9 protein-coding genes are annotated in these 16,481 nt (G+C 43.9%); 3 read left to right on the top strand and 6 right to left on the bottom strand.

The genetic code is table 11. The features are described 5' to 3' along the window. Window positions 1–41: 41 nt before the first annotated feature. Window positions 42–2,279, bottom strand: coding sequence for a GH25 family lysozyme (locus ABCW45_RS12295; protein ID WP_343220942.1), 2,238 nt, complete (start codon window positions 2,277–2,279; stop codon window positions 42–44). Between the two features lie 333 nt (window positions 2,280–2,612). Beyond that, window positions 2,613–4,466 (bottom strand): sugar phosphate nucleotidyltransferase, encoded by a 1,854-nt coding sequence (locus ABCW45_RS12290; RefSeq protein WP_343220941.1) that lies wholly within the window; start codon window positions 4,464–4,466, stop codon window positions 2,613–2,615. Between the two features lie 557 nt (window positions 4,467–5,023). Between ABCW45_RS12290 and ABCW45_RS12285 the strand changes: the two genes are divergently transcribed. Beyond that, window positions 5,024–6,610, top strand: a complete 1,587-nt coding sequence (locus ABCW45_RS12285) for a hypothetical protein (RefSeq protein WP_343220940.1) — start codon at window positions 5,024–5,026, stop codon at window positions 6,608–6,610. Window positions 6,611–6,836: 226 nt separating this feature from the next. On the opposite strand, the gene ABCW45_RS12280 is transcribed toward ABCW45_RS12285, so the two are convergent. Next, window positions 6,837–8,195 (bottom strand): PspC-like choline-binding domain-containing protein, encoded by a 1,359-nt coding sequence (locus ABCW45_RS12280; RefSeq protein ID WP_215703885.1) that lies wholly within the window; start codon window positions 8,193–8,195, stop codon window positions 6,837–6,839. A 196-nt stretch (window positions 8,196–8,391) separates the two neighbouring features. On the opposite strand from ABCW45_RS12280, the gene ABCW45_RS12275 reads away from it, so the two are divergent. Further along, window positions 8,392–10,077, top strand: a complete 1,686-nt coding sequence (locus ABCW45_RS12275) for an AAA family ATPase (protein WP_215703884.1) — start codon at window positions 8,392–8,394, stop codon at window positions 10,075–10,077. A 205-nt stretch (window positions 10,078–10,282) separates the two neighbouring features. Here ABCW45_RS12275 and ABCW45_RS12270 read toward each other — a convergent pair whose 3' ends face one another. After that, window positions 10,283–11,866, bottom strand: coding sequence for an AAA family ATPase (locus ABCW45_RS12270; RefSeq protein ID WP_215703883.1), 1,584 nt, complete (start codon window positions 11,864–11,866; stop codon window positions 10,283–10,285). A 539-nt stretch (window positions 11,867–12,405) separates the two neighbouring features. Then, complete coding sequence (locus tag ABCW45_RS12265) at window positions 12,406–13,620, bottom strand: ATP-binding protein (RefSeq protein WP_215703882.1); 1,215 nt, start codon at window positions 13,618–13,620, stop codon at window positions 12,406–12,408. A gap of 221 nt (window positions 13,621–13,841) precedes the next feature. On the opposite strand from ABCW45_RS12265, the gene ABCW45_RS12260 reads away from it, so the two are divergent. Next, window positions 13,842–15,422, top strand: coding sequence for a hypothetical protein (locus ABCW45_RS12260; RefSeq protein ID WP_343220939.1), 1,581 nt, complete (start codon window positions 13,842–13,844; stop codon window positions 15,420–15,422). A 212-nt stretch (window positions 15,423–15,634) separates the two neighbouring features. Here the strand turns inward: ABCW45_RS12260 and ABCW45_RS12255 are convergent, their stop codons facing one another. After that, the gene (locus ABCW45_RS12255) at window positions 15,635–16,159 is read right to left on the bottom strand and encodes a hypothetical protein (RefSeq protein ID WP_343220938.1); all 525 of its coding nucleotides are present in this window, start codon (window positions 16,157–16,159) and stop codon (window positions 15,635–15,637) included. Window positions 16,160–16,481 lie beyond the last annotated feature (322 nt).

Below are 16,481 nucleotides of genomic sequence, written 5' to 3'. Positions count from 1 at the left end.
GCAGCGTGTTTTTTACTGACACAGAGTCTGATATTACAGTTTTACTTCGGTCCAGCAGTCTGATACTCAGACAGATTCGAAGAAGTAGAAGAAGAATTTGAACTTCCCGGCACAGTCGTACTGGAAGAACCGGAACCATAGTTATAGTACGCATTGGCGCTTCCCGGTCCGGCCACGTTGCCGGTGTCTGTATAATAATTGTTCTTGCTGCCTGCTGCATTGCCGCCCGGCACTGTAGTTGATGCAGAGCCAGAACTGGAGCTTCCGGAACCTGAGCTGCTGCTGTTGGAGTATCCAGGTCCGCTGGTCTGATAACTGCCGGAGGTGCTTGTTCCACTGTTGGAAGTGGAAGTAGATGTACTGTTTGAAGTTCCCGGACCGCCTGTCTGGTAATTACCAGCCGACATACCCGTATTCGTCTGGGAAGATCCGGCAGTCGTGGCTCCGGTCGCAGTGGTCGTCGAACCACCCGGCGCGGATCCAGCCGCAGCATTTCCGCTTCCGCTATTACCCGTAGTAATCCCATTCTGCGCATTCCCCGCCGCCGGAGTACCTATATAATTTCCGTTCGCCACAGTCCCGGCCGTTCCCGGCGTATAAACTCTTCCCGCCGAGCCGCCGTCGATCGCGGACGTTTCACTTAGGCACACACCGCTCTGATTAAATGTATAATTCACATTATTCACAACAAATGACCCGTTCGCGATCATCTTGCCATCCGCCGGATTCAGATAATAATACCTTCCGCCGTCATTCAGCCATCCCGTGATCATATGTCCGGCCTGATTGAAATAATACCAGCTCTTATCGATATGCTTCCAGCCCACCGCCATCACACCGGACACGGTGTCCATATAATACTTGTTCGTTCCGTCACTCTGCCATCCGATGACCATCCGCCCGTCGGTGTGGAGATAGTAGAACTTTCCGTCAAGCTGCATCCATCCGGTCATCAGCTTTCCTTCATTATTGAAGTAATACCAGTAACCGTCAAGCTTCGTCCAGCCAGCCGCCATCGCGCCGCTTGCGTCAAAGTAGTACAGCAGGCCGTCGATCGTCTGCCAACCCGTCAGCATCGTTCCATCCTGCTGGAGGAAATACCGCTTTCCATCAATATCCGCCCATCCGCGGACAAGCTTACCGTCGCTGTTAAAGTAGTAATACTTCCCGTCCATCTTCCGCCATCCGGTCACCATAGAGCCGTTGCCGCGCATATAGTAATAATCGTTTCCGATCCGCAGCCATCCGGTCACCATCGCACCGTTTAACAGGTAATAATACGTTCCATCAACCTGAATCCAGTCCTTCGCCATCGTACCGTCGGAGTTTAAGTAATACCACGCGTCCTCCGCCTTCAGCCATCCGGTCTTCATCTGTCCGGTAGTAGGGAGAAGGTAGTAATACTGGTTGTCGAGAAGCAGCCAGCCCTTAAACTGGGTTCCGTCCGCGTTCAGATAATACCAGCTCTGCCCGTCATTGATCCAGCCCGTCTGCTTTACATAATTCTTATAATAATACCATTTATCCCCGATCAGCCGCCACCGGTTCGCCGGAAGCTTGCTGCTCAGATCCTTAAAGGTAAAGTTGATATCCACATTTCCGTTGATACCATTTACCGTTCCCTGGTTCGACGCCTGCCACATTGCCGCACCCTGGTAAGTCGGCTTCGAGTCATAACGGGCAACCCACACGTCATAGTGGACCTTCGTCATGTCGATCTTATTGCTGATCCAGTAATCATTCGTGTAGACCATCGGATAATATCCAGCCGTCTCCACCTTCTTACAGAATGCGTTGATAATATCAGAGACCTGTGCAGGAGTCAGGCTGTTCATTTCCTGCGCCTCCACATCGAGAACTACCGGGTAGGAGATTGGATAGTCCTTGATAAGGTTTAGGACAAAATCAGCGTCGGATTCCGCCATCGCTGTAGTCGTCGCGTAGGAATAAAGGTAAACACCGACGCGGAGTCCCGCCGCCGCTGCCCCACGCACATTCGTATCAAAATACGGATCCACCGCATTGTTGTACCGGGTACCGATCATCGCGAACTGGATATCATCATCGGCGACCGCGGACCAGTTGATATTCTGCTGCCACTGGGAAACATCGATGCCCCGGGACAGGATACCGGTAAGCACGGAACCATCACTTCCAATATAGGAGCCGGACGCGTTCTTCTGCCAGGAAGCCGCCCATACCGGAACCGCCGGACTTACCGCGGAAAAAGCCATGACGGCACTTAAAAGAACCGCCGCCGCCCGTTTCTTTTGTCTCATGGAAATCCCCCTTTAAATGTTGTACATAAAAATTCTTATCTTGCAAGCTGACAGACCTGATGCCGGATGTAACTGCCGGTACCAGGCAGCGCTGTACTTCCGAAACCGTCGATCAGCTATAAAAAAGATCCCGGGATAACTGTATTTCTGTCACAGCTTCATCCCGGGACTCTATGGACGTTATCTGCGTATTTTCAGTATAGCATAAAAATACACATACGTCTTGCAAAAATTCAATTGAAAATGTGGCGATTATTCGGCTTTTCCGGACCAGTTCCCTGATCTGCGTTCTTACGAATGCCGCACCAGGAAAGCCGCAGACCGCCAGTACGGTTATCTCAGTGTCCCGCCGTCTCCGATTCCAAGAAATTCCGGCGAGGTAATAATCTTCTTATAAAACCGTTTCGCATACCGGTACATCACGATCGTATAATCGCCAAACTCCTCGCCGACACTGCTCTTATACACCGCCCACAAACACCACAAGAATCCGCCGAGGGCAATATAAGCGTAGTAAACGAACCGCTCCTCGGAGGTCGGCTCCCGGTGCAGGTAGAGCTTGATCAGTTTCTCGACCTCAAAATCATTATAATAGGAATAGATCGCGCACATGCTCACATCGATCAGCGGATCACACATGCCGGAGTACTCCCAGTCGATCAGGCGGAGATCCCCGTCCGGCAGGAACAGGAAGTTGTCGCACACGCTGTCGATATGGGACAGGACCTTCGGCCGGTTCAGACGGTCGAGGCGGTCAAGCAGCGTGGTCATATGGGACTTCACTTCCGGATAATCCTCAAAAAGCTTCTTCTCATATCCGCGGCACAGCGCCTCATAGAAGCCGATCCGCTCCCGGATATCAAAAGAATGGTCCACATGGAGCTTCAAATCATGGAGCTTCTCCACAAGTGCCATGCACCGTGCCACATCATCCCAATCGCGCGGATCGCTGTTGCGCGCCCCCTCATAATACTCGGAAATCTTGTAGCCGGTCTCCCCGTTCATGTATACAACATGTTCGGTGATGCCGTAATCCTGTACTGCGTCATAGACCGCCTTTTCCTGCTTCCGGTTGATTAGAAGCTCGGTTCCAGGACCAGGAATCCGGCAGATATAGGACTTGCCGTGAACCTTAAACAGGAAAGACTTGTTCGTCATGCCGGTCTTCAGGCATTTAATGCCCGTGATCTCAGACTCCGGAACCTGCAGCACCTCGGAGATCAGCTCCATGGCGATATTGTCGGAATGGTTCTGGTAGCGCTCATCGAAGAGGCGGAGCTCCTCAAGATTCTCGAACTCGTATACCTGGTTGTCCGGCTGCCTGTTGATATACATCTCCGGAACCGGGAAATGGTGCTTTCCGGGAAGATGACTGTCGACCTCGCCGTTTAAGAGGTCCGCCAGAACCTGCTCCCAGTACATCTGCTCCGTTCCGGGAGTATGATAATACTCCTCGAGGACCGGGAAGAACTTTTCCGAAAACTCCTTCGAGAAGAATACCGGTCCGTACATGACCCAGGAGTCCTCGCCGCCGACCTTTACGCCGGTGAGCAGCCCCTTTTTGCTTGTCTCAAGACACCACTCGGAAGTCTCGCCCTTCATATATACAGAAGAGTACCATGCGCCGCACTCGTAGGTGTGGTACATATTGTTGCGCATCCAGTTGTCGGAAGAGAGAAGATAAGTGTTCCTTCCGATAAAACACTCCCGGGCACGGTAGAGTGTCGTCAGCGTATTCTTATTGTGATATTCCGGATTGTAGAGAAGCTTCACGCCGAACTTGTCGATCAGATACTCGAACTTCTCCTTCAGATATCCCACAACGATGGTGATATCCGTGATGCCCGCTTCATGCAGCTGCTTGATCTGCCGCTCGATCATACGCTCGCCGTAGACCTCAAGAAGTCCCTTCGGCGTCTCGAAGGTCAGCGGTACAAATCTGGACCCGAATCCCGCCGCGAGGATCACGGCGCTGTCCATCCGGTAATTTCTTAAAAGATCCACACCGCCTTTTAATAAGGAATAAGATCCGTCCACCGGATCAAAAGAAAAAAGCTCCTGGTCCAGACCTTCTTTCACGAGATGGTTGCAGGTCCCAAGGGAAATATCCATCGCCGCCGCCAGCTCCCGCTGTGTCATCTTGTTGTTCTCATAAATATTCCTGCAGAGTAATCCCAAACGATCCATAGTCGTCCTCCGAATCAAAGATGTTTGCATCGCTTATTATTACTGTTTAATAATAAGGAAGAAACTGATAAAAATGAACATGTTCAAAACGAAAAAATAAATAGATATATATGAACATTATAACACGTACTTCTGATAATACAAGAAGATATTTTGAACATGGAATTATCACGTTCAAAATATCTTAAAAATCATATCAAAATGAACGCTGTGTAATGACACATCCTTGCCACAAAGCTGCCACAAAGTGTAAAAATGGGCATATTGTATTAATATATATACAATATCAGCTAAAAACAGCATTCGTGTAAGAGTTTCGTAAGAAAATAAAAACAAAAAAGATATGGAAATTCTTAAGAAAATATACTATAATACCAGTGTATTCGAGGTACAGAGTATTTCTGGAAGCGAAGTAAGATAGTTCCCTTTATTAAAAAATCTTCATTTTTTGTAAAAAAACTATTGATAATTTTACTTATCGGAAGTATAATGGCTTCGTAATGCAATTAGGAATTTCAAAAAGCGTTTCAAAAAAACAAAAGGAGAGTGCATTAATTATGAGAAAGCAGACTAAAATTGCTGCAGTAGTATCCGCAGCAGCTCTGTTAGCATTAGGCGCTTCCATGACATCTTTCGCAGCTTCCAAGGGAACCTGGATGATGGTTGATGGCGAGTGGTATTGCTACGACAAAAACGGTGACGCATATACAAACGTATTCTGCTCCAGCAATGGTAAAGAGTACTACGTAGGAGACGACGGACAGCTCGTTCGTTCCGAGTGGGTTGACTACGATGGTTCCTACTATTTTGTAAACAGCAGCGGTGCTAAGATCACAAACGACTGGAGATTAACAACTCCGTACGATGATGACACAGCTGACGAGGAGTGGTACTACTTCAAGTCCAACGGTAAGAGAGCCGAGAACGAGAAGATCACTTACAAGGGAAAAACATACTACTTCGATACAGACGGAAAGATGCTCACAGGTTGGGTAACAACTGGTGACAGCGCAACATCCGTTAACGAAGCTACTGGTTATGAGAAAGACCACACATTCTACTGCGACGAGACAGGTGCTCGTGTAGAGGGTGCATGGGTTAAAGACACAGAGCCGGGCACAGACGATGATGATGCAGATGCAGACGAGTACTGGTACTACTTAAAGAAAGCTACCGGTAAGCCGGCAACAGGCAAGCAGTCCAACATCAATGGTCAGATTTACCTCTTCAACGAGGAAGGTCAGATGCAGTCTGGTTGGGTAGCTCGTTCTGATTCTTCCACAAAGAACTTTGTTCAGTTAGACAAGGAAGATGAAGAGCAGGATATGATCCTCTTAAGCGAGTATGCAGACAGCGAAGTTTACTACTGCGGTGATGAGGATGACGGACACGCAAAGAAGAATAAATGGTTAAAGACATGGCTTCCGAGCGATACAGAAGAAGAGGAAGATGATAAAGAGTGGTTCTGGTTTGACAAGAACGGTAAACTCTACAGAGCATCCGGTTCTGACGCTACTGTTAAGGCTCAGAAGTATAAACTCGAAGAGGGTGACCTCGTTTATGATGGCGATAGCATTACTGGCGTAGAGAAGAAGAAAGTTAACTCCAAGGATTACTGGTTCAGACCGGATGGTGTTATGCTTGCTAAGTTCTACATGATTGATGACAATATGTACTACTTCGGTGGATCTGATGATGGTTCCATGAAGACTGGTTCTCAGACAGTAAAAGACAACACTGGTGATTCCTATAAGTTCTACTTCTATACAAAAGATACTTATGGATACAAGAAGGGTGCCGGTGTAGTAGGTAACCAGAGCAACAAGCTTTACTACTATGGTATGCTTATTCAGGCTGATGATTACAAATATCAGTTAGCTACAATCGCAAAAGATGGCGTAGATTACAGCTTCATCGTTAACTCCAATGGTACAATTCAGCACTCCAAGAGCACTGAGTATAAAGAGGATGGCGATGTATTAATCGCAACAGGTATTAAGGATGCATCTGGAAAAGCTACAGAGACTAAGTTTGTAGAAAACGGTCAGTTCAAGTATGCAATCAGCAATGAAGCTAACAACTGGGATACTGTATCTAAGAATGTTGCTGACATTGATATGAGTGGTTTCGTTCAGGGTAAGTAATCCAAGCGATTGATTAAAATTAGAAATTCTAATTGCAAACATGATGGGCAGGAAGTGATTCCTGCCCATTTTTTGCGTAATTTTTGTATAAACGTAAACAGATGGAGAAAAATCTTCGCCTGAATTGTGTAATTAGCACTCATATAGCAAAATCAGGCAGGGAAATAATCCCTGCCTGAAATCGTTTTGCAATTAGAATTTCTAATTCAAGATATTATTGAATATATTACTGGAAGAAGTTTCCAAGATTTACATCGATAACATCTTTCTTGATAGTCTTTGTATCTTCGATAGCATATTTAGCCTGACCATCTTTTACGAATGTTGTCGGAATAACAACGTCCTTACCATCTTTGTCTTTCTGAGTATAAGCGCCAGTCTTAACTAATACTTCGCCGTCTTCCTTATACTCTGTATTTGCAGAGTGCTGGATTGTACCATTGGAGTTAACGATGAAGCTGTAATCAGTACCATTAATCGTAATTGTTGCTACCTGATACTTGTAATCATCAGCCTGAATCGGAAGTCCATACCAGTAAAGCTTGTTGCCCTGATTACCAACTACACCAGCGCCCTTGCTAAGACCGTGCTTACCATCCGGAGTCTTGTAAGATGCAGCCTGATCTTTTGTATAGAAGTAGAACTTATAAGTATCACCAGTATTGTCCTTAATGGACTGAGAACCAGTCTTCATGGAACCATCATCGGATCCACCGAAGTAGTACATAGCATCGTTGATTAAGTAGAACTTAGAAAGCATTACGCCATCCTTTGTGGACCAGTAATCCTTGGAGCTAACTTTCTTCTTGGAGATAACACCTGTGGATTCATTAGTGTCTTTCTTAAGAGTACCCTCATCAAGTTTGTACTTCCAAGCGTCAGATGCTGTTGCAGAACCTTTGTTTTCTCCGCTTCTGAAGAGTACACCGTCCTTATCGAACCAGAACCACTCTTTGTCATCATCCTCTTCAGATGTGTTGTCCGGAGGCCATGTCTTTGTCCACTTATTCTTCTTAGCGTGTCCGTCGTCCTCATCGCCGCAGTAGTAAACAGCTGCATTTCCTGCTGCGCTCATAGACTTCTCATCATCTTCTTTATCGAGCTGAACAAACTTAGCGCCGTTCGTATCTGTAGCAGCTACCCAACCATGCTGCATCTGACCTTCATTATTGAAGAGGTAGATCTGACCGTTGATGTTGGACTGTTTGCCTGTTGCCGGCTTACCGGTTGTTTTCTTTAAGTAGTACCAGTACTCATCCTCATCAGCGCTGTCATCATCGTACGGAGTTGTTAATCTCCAGTCGTTTGTAATCTTTGCACCGCTGCTGTTTACGAAGTAGTAGCTGCTGTCGTACTCAACCCAGCTGGAACGAACAAGCTGTCCATCCTCACCTACGTAGTACTCTTTACCATTGCTGGAGCAGAATGTGTTCTCGTATGCGTCACCGTTTTTGCCGTAGCACTGCCACTCGCCATCAACCATCATCCAGGTTCCCTTGGAAGCTGCGAAAGATGTCATGGAAGCGCCTAATGCTAACAGAGCTGCTGCGGATACTATTGCAGCAATTTTAGTCTGCTTTCTCATAATTAATGCACTCTCCTTTTGTTTTTTTGAAATGCTTTTTGAAATTCCTAATTGCATTACGAAGCCATTATACGTCCGATAAGTAAAATTATCGTGGGTTCGGAAACGGGGTATTTCGACCGTTATTTCTTGCATCTTTTGGGGGCAGACTATATAATATTCTTAAATACGTGCGATTGCTGAGAGGAGGATGTAAATGTCCAATATGAATATTCCCGTCGGGATTTCAGATTTTAGAAGGATCAGAGAAGAGAATTATTACTACATTGACAAAAGCGGACTTATATCTACTCTTTTAGAAAATACACCTGCGCAGGTTACCTTGATCACACGGCCACGGCGCTTTGGAAAGACTTTGGGAATGAGCATGCTGGCAAACTTTTTTGATATTTCACAGGACAGCAGACAGCTATTTAAAGGATTAGAAATTTCCGGGAACCAGGCACTGTGTGCAGACTGGATGAACCAGTATCCAACTATTTTTTTATCTTTTAAGGATATAGGGGGTACGTCATTCGAGAATGCGTTTAATCTTTTAAGATTTGTCATCGCGCAGCTTTATGACAATTATAAGTTCCTGTTGGATGATCCAGACATTCCATCTGCTCAAAAGGAAATCTTCCAGCGTTTACAGCAGCAGACGGCCTCACTCACGGATATTCAAGGTGCTTTGCTTATTTTGACGAAAATGCTGTATAGCTATTATAAAAAACCTGTAATCATCCTGTTAGACGAATATGATGTTCCGGTCGCAAAGGCAAGTTCAAATGGTTATTATGATGCTATGCTTGAAATCATGAGGCCTATGCTCAGCACCGTGCTGAAGGACAATCCATCTTTGCGTCTGGCGGTAATTACCGGCTGCCTGAAAATAGCAAAAGAAAGTATTTTCACCGGTACCAACAACCTGGTTTCGGATACAATTCAATCCACGCATTTGAATGAATACTTCGGATTTACTCAGGCGGATGTGGACCAAATCCTGTCAGATTTTCATTTTGAGCGCAACAAGACACTAATAAAATCCTGGTATGACGGATATCATTTCGGTGACTTCGACGTATATTGCCCATGGGATGTTATGAATTATATCCGGGATCTTAAAATTGATCCAAGCGCAAGACCGTCCAGCTATTGGAAAAACACCAGTGATAACGCGATTATCCGCTCATTTATTGATTTCGCGGGCGGCAATATTACAAGAAAGCTGGAGAGCCTTCTTTCTGGTGGTTACATTATTCAGCGCGTGGATGATATGCTCACGTATGATTATCTGCATTCTTCGGAGGACAATCTCTGGAGTGTCCTTTATTTGACAGGATATTTAACGAGTGTACGCGATGAGGCTATTGCAGGAGATATTCCTGAGGGAACGTCCGCACTTATGATTCCGAATGAAGAGATCCGTGAAATATTTGAAACAACGATCATGAAATGGTTTGACGATACAGCCAAAGGCTGGAACCGCAGCCGGTTGTTCAATGCTGTGTGGACGGGCGATGCTGATGCTGTCACAGAAGAGATGACGAAACTTCTTAGGAAAACGATCAGTTATCACGGCTACAGAGAAGATTTCTATCATGCATTTCTGGCCGGAATCTTTGCAGGGGCCGGGTATACAGTTGATTCAAACAAAGAGCATGGCGAAGGGCGAAGCGATGTTGTTATTTATGATGAGGCCAACAGCCGCGTTGCAATCTTTGAAGCGAAGTATTCCAGGAACCAGGAACTTCTGCTGTCTGAATGTGATCGTGCACTCAATCAGATCAATGACCGGATGTATGCAGAGGAATATGCAGATGATTATGCAGATGATTATGATGAGATTCTTTGTTATGGAATCGCTTTCTTTAAAAAACGCTGCGTTGTAAAGAAGAAATGATTTTTATGAAAAGCAGAGCCTCATTTTGTTCTCGACAGCGCATTTGATAGCACATACAATTTCACGGGTTATATTGTAAAAATCTCACCGATTGGAATTAACGGATCTCACGGTTTGGAAACAAAAAGCTTAGAACTAAAACAGACGTATAAAGTCAAAATAAAATCGAGCCCTCTACTATACCGTGGGCTCGATTTAAATTTGGCTATTTTACCAGTTGTTCGATTATGCAATCATGAGATTTACTCTTCTTATCGTAGTTAATTCTAACAAGAAGAACATTTCCATGATAAGAATCTAATATAGAGTCATACTTCTTTTCTTTAATCTGTCTCAAGGCTGTCTCGGCTGCTTGGTTCCACTTCAGTTCGAGAATCATTGCTGGTACATCCGGAAATTCTTTCTTTGGAATAAACACCAAATCCGCAAATCCCCGGCCAGTCGGCATTTCGCGAATTGGCTTAAAGTAATACTGTAATGCACCTAAATATGCGATGCTCAGCACACTGCTCAAAGAATTCTCATTATTGTAGGTTATCGCGGATGTATATTCGGAATGAAAATACTCGATCATTTGAGCAACCGTTTCACAATCAGCATCCCAGGTTGCTCGGAGAAGCTCCTCAGACTTTAATTGCAGCTCTGTAAACTCATTCCATTGGCGGTCTTCAACAGCGTCGATCAGTTCCTGCCGGATTTCCTCATTCGGCACAAATGCCGTTCTGTTCACCGAATCATAAGCCACATACCCCAAGTGAATCAGCAACGTCAATATATCATCTTTATTTTTAAACGTCACCATATCGTTCTGGTACGTTGCGGTCTTCACCTTTACTGGGCTGCCTGCAACCATGTCGATCATAGCTGTTTTCAAACCATCAAAGTTCATATTGATAAGCGGTACAATCGATTCATAAGTGCCGGTTTTTGACCAATAACTCTGAAAATCTCCCCATGTCATCACGCTGACAACAGCCTTAGGATTGTAGATTTGCGTCCCAGACAGAAGATAGCCATCATACCAGCGTTTTACTTCAGAAAAATCTTTGTTATATTCTACACAAAGTTTCCTCACTTCATTTTCAGTGAACCCGATATATGGAGCGAATACTTTTGCATCCAGCATTGTAAATTCATCGAAATTATTTAATGCCGACTGCGTCTTTACTTTCTTGATCGGAAGAATTCCGGTCAAAAATGCTAAATGCAAGAATTTAGTTGGCTCATTTCCTTTGAACATCCCACGAAGGAAATTGATATATTCTTCCTGGACCACGAGATCAGAAGATTCATCTCGAATCAGGACGTCCCATTCATCAATGATAACAATAAATTTCTTCCCTGAACAGCTGTTAATATAAGATAACGCACCATAAACAGTTGTTACAGAATCAGGAATATAATCGGGATACATTTCTTTTAATTCCCTGATAACATTGGTATTTATATAAGTCACGGTCTGCTTTGTAGAACCTGCGTCCATACTACACCACTGAATATCAAGATGAATCACATCGTACTTATTCAGATGCTTTTTATAACTCTCAGTCTTGCTGATGGCTAAATCGGCAAACATAGCATCTGAATCGCAGCCTCTACTGTAATACGCAGTGAGCATATTGGCAGTAATCGATTTTCCGAAGCGTCGCGGTCTGCTGTTGCAGATCATTGCGCGGTCCGTATTCAGCGCCTTGTTGGTATACGCAAGTAGTTCAGTTTTATCTACATATATATCTGAATTCAGGATAACCTGAAACGCACTGTTGTCTGGATTTACAAATCTTCCCATACAACCCACCTCTTTCTGCCTATTACTCATATCGCATTTTAGAAACAATTCTTAAGAATATTATATAGTCCACCCACAAAAGATGCAAGAAATACCAGCCCCGGATACATCGCTTTCGGGTCTGCGATAAACAAAAATGTTAAAGGTAAATATCACGCTGCTGACACAGGACTCATGGTGGAAAACGCATCGCAATATTCACGTAGATTCAGAAGTCTGATCGTTAGAGCATCATGGTCATATAAACCGGAAGGTACAGGATCTGGTCTTCGAATTTTAAATCTTTTGTATAGATAATATAGCGATCCTGTACTTTGATCAACAACCAGGTATTTTATCACTGCTAATGTTCATATGATTTATATGGATCACGATAATCGAAAATGTTTTATTCTGATATAAAACTCTCAAGCATACTCATTCCCAAGTTTTTCCCAAAGCGCCGCGGCCGGGTAATGAGAGTTGCCAATGAAATCCGAAATACTAACTGGAACATTTATTTTTGACATATATGCCCCCTTATAAATGGTATCCCCAGGTTAATTCCACTCCTTCATTAACAGGAATTCTCTAATATTTTTGTGCTTAATCCCATTCCTGCTAAAATCGAACTCGTCCATTGAGACAACGTACTTAGGAAAGTTATCCCGGACGGATTCATATATACCAAACTCACGTTGAATCGTTTCTTCGGATGCAAGAAGATAGGTAACCTGTACATAGATTTTCTGTTCCTGCTTCTGACAGATAAAATCAATTTCTTTTGCGCCGATTTTTCCCACAGTTATTGCATACCCACGGCGAAGTAATTCCATATACACAATATTTTCGAGTACCAGATTGATATCCCGCATGTTGCCGCCGAAAACCGCTTCACGTAATCCGTGGTCAGCCATGTAATATTTTTCGTTGGTTGACAATACCTGCTTTCCTTGAATATCCTGCCGCTTTACCTGGTAGAATAAATATGCGCTGACACAATACTGAATATAATTTAATACCGTATCAGTGGCTACTGTGCGCCGCTCATTTTTCAAGAACTTAGTAATAGATGTAGCGGCAAAAGTTGTTCCTATATTTCCGATCACATAAGTGACAATTCTGGTGAGCAGATCAATATCGCGTATTTTATTTCGTTTCACCACATCATTTAAAACAACGGAGTTATAGACGTCTGTAAGATACTGCCTGCTTGGCTCTTCAACAAAATGAAGATTAGCCAGATACGGCATTCCTCCCAACGTTAGATATCTTTGAAACACCACTGAATCCGTAACATCCGGAAAAATGTCTTTATAGAGTTCCATAAATTCTGCATATGAGAACGGATAAATCGTAAATTCTACATATCGACCACCCAAGACGGTCGCAAGCTCACCGGAGAGCAGGCGGGCATTTGAACCTGTGATATAGATATCGCAATCCATTTCGACTCGTAAGGAGTTAATACATTTCTCCCAGTCCGTCACTTCCTGAATCTCATCAAAAAACAGGTAGACTTTTCCAGATATCTCCGACGCACGATTAACTACCTCGCAATGAAGAGCCTGTGCCGTACAGAGATTTGCGTTCCGCATATCCTCAAAATTAAATGCAATAAATTGTGTCTCTGGAACACCGGACTCTTTTAACTCTTCCTTTATCAGGTCTAACATAACAGATTTTCCGCAGCGTCGAATACCAGTCATGACCTTAACAAGATCAGTTCCAATAAATGGACGGATCCTGCTCATATATAATTCACGTTTTATCAAAAAATCAGCCTCCATTTCTACAACAATTATTCTCAAATTATAGGTTCAGTATATCAAATATATATACGATTTTCAAATGGAATATTCATGTTTTATCGGTTATGATCGATAAAGTTTGAAGGAATGCGAACCACGATAATTTTACTTATCGGAAGTATAATGGCTTCGTAATGCAATTAGGAATGTCAAAATGCGTTTCAAAAAAGGAGAATGCATTAATTATGAGAAAGCAGACTAAAATTGCTGCAGTAGTATCCACAGCAGCTCTGTTAGCATTAGGCGCTTCCATGACATCTTTCGCAGCTTCCAAGGGAACCTGGATGATGGTTGATGGCGAGTGGTATTGCTACGACAAAAACGGTGACGCATATACAAACGTATTCTGCTCCAGCAATGGTAAAGAGTACTATGTAGGAGATGACGGACAGCTTGTTCGTTCTGCATGGGTTGAATATGATGGAAGCTACTACTTCGTAAACAGCAGCGGTGCTAAGATCACAAACGACTGGAGATTAACAACTCCGTACGATGACGAGAGCGCTGATGAGGAGTGGTACTACTCCAAGTCCAACGGTAAGAGAGCTGAGAACGAGAAGATCACTTACAAGGGAAAATCCTACTACTTCGATACAGACGGAATCATGCTTACAGGTTGGGTAACAACTGGTGAAGGTACATCCGCAGTTAACGAAGCTAACGGTTATGAGAAAGACCACACATTCTACTGCGACGAGACAGGTGCTCGTTGGGTTAAAGATACTAAGCCGGGCACAGGCGATGACGATGTAGATGCAGACGAGTACTGGTACTACTTAAAGAAAGCTACCGGTAAGCCGGCAACAGGCAAGCAGTCCAACATCAACGGTCAGATCTACCTCTTCAACGGAGAAGGTCAGATGCAGTCTGGTTGGGTAGCAGCTGCTACAGATTCCAACACCAAGTTCTTCCAGCTTGATAAAGAAGATGAGGAAGAGAAGATGAGCGTTGCTGAGTCCGATGTTTACTACTGTGGTGACGAGGATGGCGGACACGCTAAGAAGAATAAATGGTTAAAGACATGGCTTCCGTACGATACAAACGAAGAGGAAGATGATAAAGAGTGGTTCTGGTTCGATAAAGAAGGTAAACTCTTTAGAGCTGGTTACAATACAGCAGCTGAGACAGCTTCCAACGCAATCAAGTATAAACTCGACGAAGGTGTTCTTGTACAGGATGACAACAGGGGCGCAACTCTTATCGGAAAAAAGAAAGTTAACTCCAAAGATTACTGGTTCAGAAACGATGGTGTAATACTTTCCAAGTTCTACCAGATCAATGGCGCTATGTACTGCTTCGGTGGAGCCGATGATGGTTCCATGAAGACCGGTTCCCAGTCCATCAAGGATAACACAGGTGACACATATAAGTTCTACTTCTACACAAAGGATCAGGATTCCACAAAATACCAGACTCCGGATGTCCAGAAACTTAAAAAGGGTGCTGGTGTAACAGGTAACCAGAGCAACAAGCTTTACTACTACGGTCTTTTACTTACAGCTGATGACTACAAGTATCAGGTAGCAACTGTTGAGAATCATGATTTCATTATCAACTCCAACGGTTCTATCCAACACTCCTTCGATACTTCCTATAAGGAGGATGGCGATACTCTTATCACTGTAGAAGCAAAGGGTGCAGCAGCATACGAGGAAGATGGTCAGTACAAGTATGGCTTCACAAAGGGTGTTACAAGCAAGGTATCCGATGTAGATCTTAACGAGTTTTACAACGCACCAGCAACAACAACCTTTACTCTTAAGTAATTAAGGTTTAAATTAGAAATTCTAATTGCACACAAAGCCGGGCAAGGAAACCTTGCCCGGCTTTTCGTCACAGAAGCATCTTATAGCCTATGTATTTTCATCACTTACAGACAGCGGCTTTTGTCATATAACATTTCACATACAGTAAATGGGCGGGAAATATTTCCCGCCCATCCTGTTTGCAATTAGAATTTCTAATTTCGAATATTAAATTACTCTGCCGGAACAAAGAACTTGCCAAGATCTACATCACTAACACGCCTATCAACAGAATCTGTGTTATCGATAGCATACTTGAACTGAGCTTTTGTCTGATACTTAGTATCTCCCTTTACACCAGTCTTAACAAGGATATCGCCATCCTCTTTGTACTCAGTGCTTGCGGAATGCTGAATAGTACCATTAGAGTTTACAATAAAGCTGTAAACTGTCTGGTTATTTTCCGGTCCTACAGCAATGTTAGCTACCTGATACTTATAATCATCAGCCTGAATCTGCATACCATACCAGTAAAGCTTGTTGCTCTGGTTACCAACTACACCAGCACCTTTAGCAAGGTTGTGTTTTCCGTCCGGAGTCTTGAACTCGCTGGACTGATCCTTTGTGTAGAAGTAGAACTTGTATGTGTCGCCTGTGTTATCCTTGATGGACTGGGAACCAGTCTTCATGGAACCATCATCAGAGCCACCGAAGTAGTACATAGCATCGTTGATAAGGTAGAACTTGGAAAGCATCACGCCATCACCTGTGAACCAGTAATCTTTGGAGTTAACTTTCTTTTTACCGATAATTGTTTCAGCTTCATTAGCGTCTTTTACAAGTGTACCTTCGTCAAGTTTGTACTTCCAAGCGTTAGATGCTGTAGCAGCTGCTGTGTTCTTACCAGTATTAGCTCTGAAGAGTTTACCTTCTTTATCGAACCAGAACCACTTTTTGTCGTTGTTGTGGTCAAGCTTTTTTGTAACACTTGTGGCTAAAAAATAGTGCTTATCAATTTATGCTGCCGTCCTTGCTTCATATGGGGTTCGATAACCATTATAACTGTGTGGACGAACATGA

Origin of the sequence: Pilosibacter fragilis, from assembly GCF_032490495.1 — a bacterium.
In the GTDB taxonomy this organism is placed as follows: Bacteria; Bacillota; Clostridia; order Lachnospirales; family Lachnospiraceae; genus Pilosibacter; species Pilosibacter fragilis.
This window is presented reverse-complemented; position numbering and strand designations above follow the sequence as displayed.

Excerpts from the sequence above, each read along its gene's own strand:
- ABCW45_RS12285 (WP_343220940.1), top strand. The coding sequence starts at position 5,024 with ATGAGAAAGCAGACTAAAATTGCTGCAGTAGTATCCGCAGCAGCTCTG.
- ABCW45_RS12270 (WP_215703883.1), bottom strand. The coding sequence starts at position 11,866 with ATGGGAAGATTTGTAAATCCAGACAACAGTGCGTTTCAGGTTATCCTG.
- ABCW45_RS12280 (WP_215703885.1), bottom strand. The coding sequence starts at position 8,195 with ATGAGAAAGCAGACTAAAATTGCTGCAATAGTATCCGCAGCAGCTCTG.
- ABCW45_RS12290 (WP_343220941.1), bottom strand. The coding sequence starts at position 4,466 with ATGGATCGTTTGGGATTACTCTGCAGGAATATTTATGAGAACAACAAG.
- ABCW45_RS12275 (WP_215703884.1), top strand. The coding sequence starts at position 8,392 with ATGTCCAATATGAATATTCCCGTCGGGATTTCAGATTTTAGAAGGATC.
- ABCW45_RS12260 (WP_343220939.1), top strand. The coding sequence starts at position 13,842 with ATGAGAAAGCAGACTAAAATTGCTGCAGTAGTATCCACAGCAGCTCTG.
- ABCW45_RS12295 (WP_343220942.1), bottom strand. The coding sequence starts at position 2,279 with ATGAGACAAAAGAAACGGGCGGCGGCGGTTCTTTTAAGTGCCGTCATG.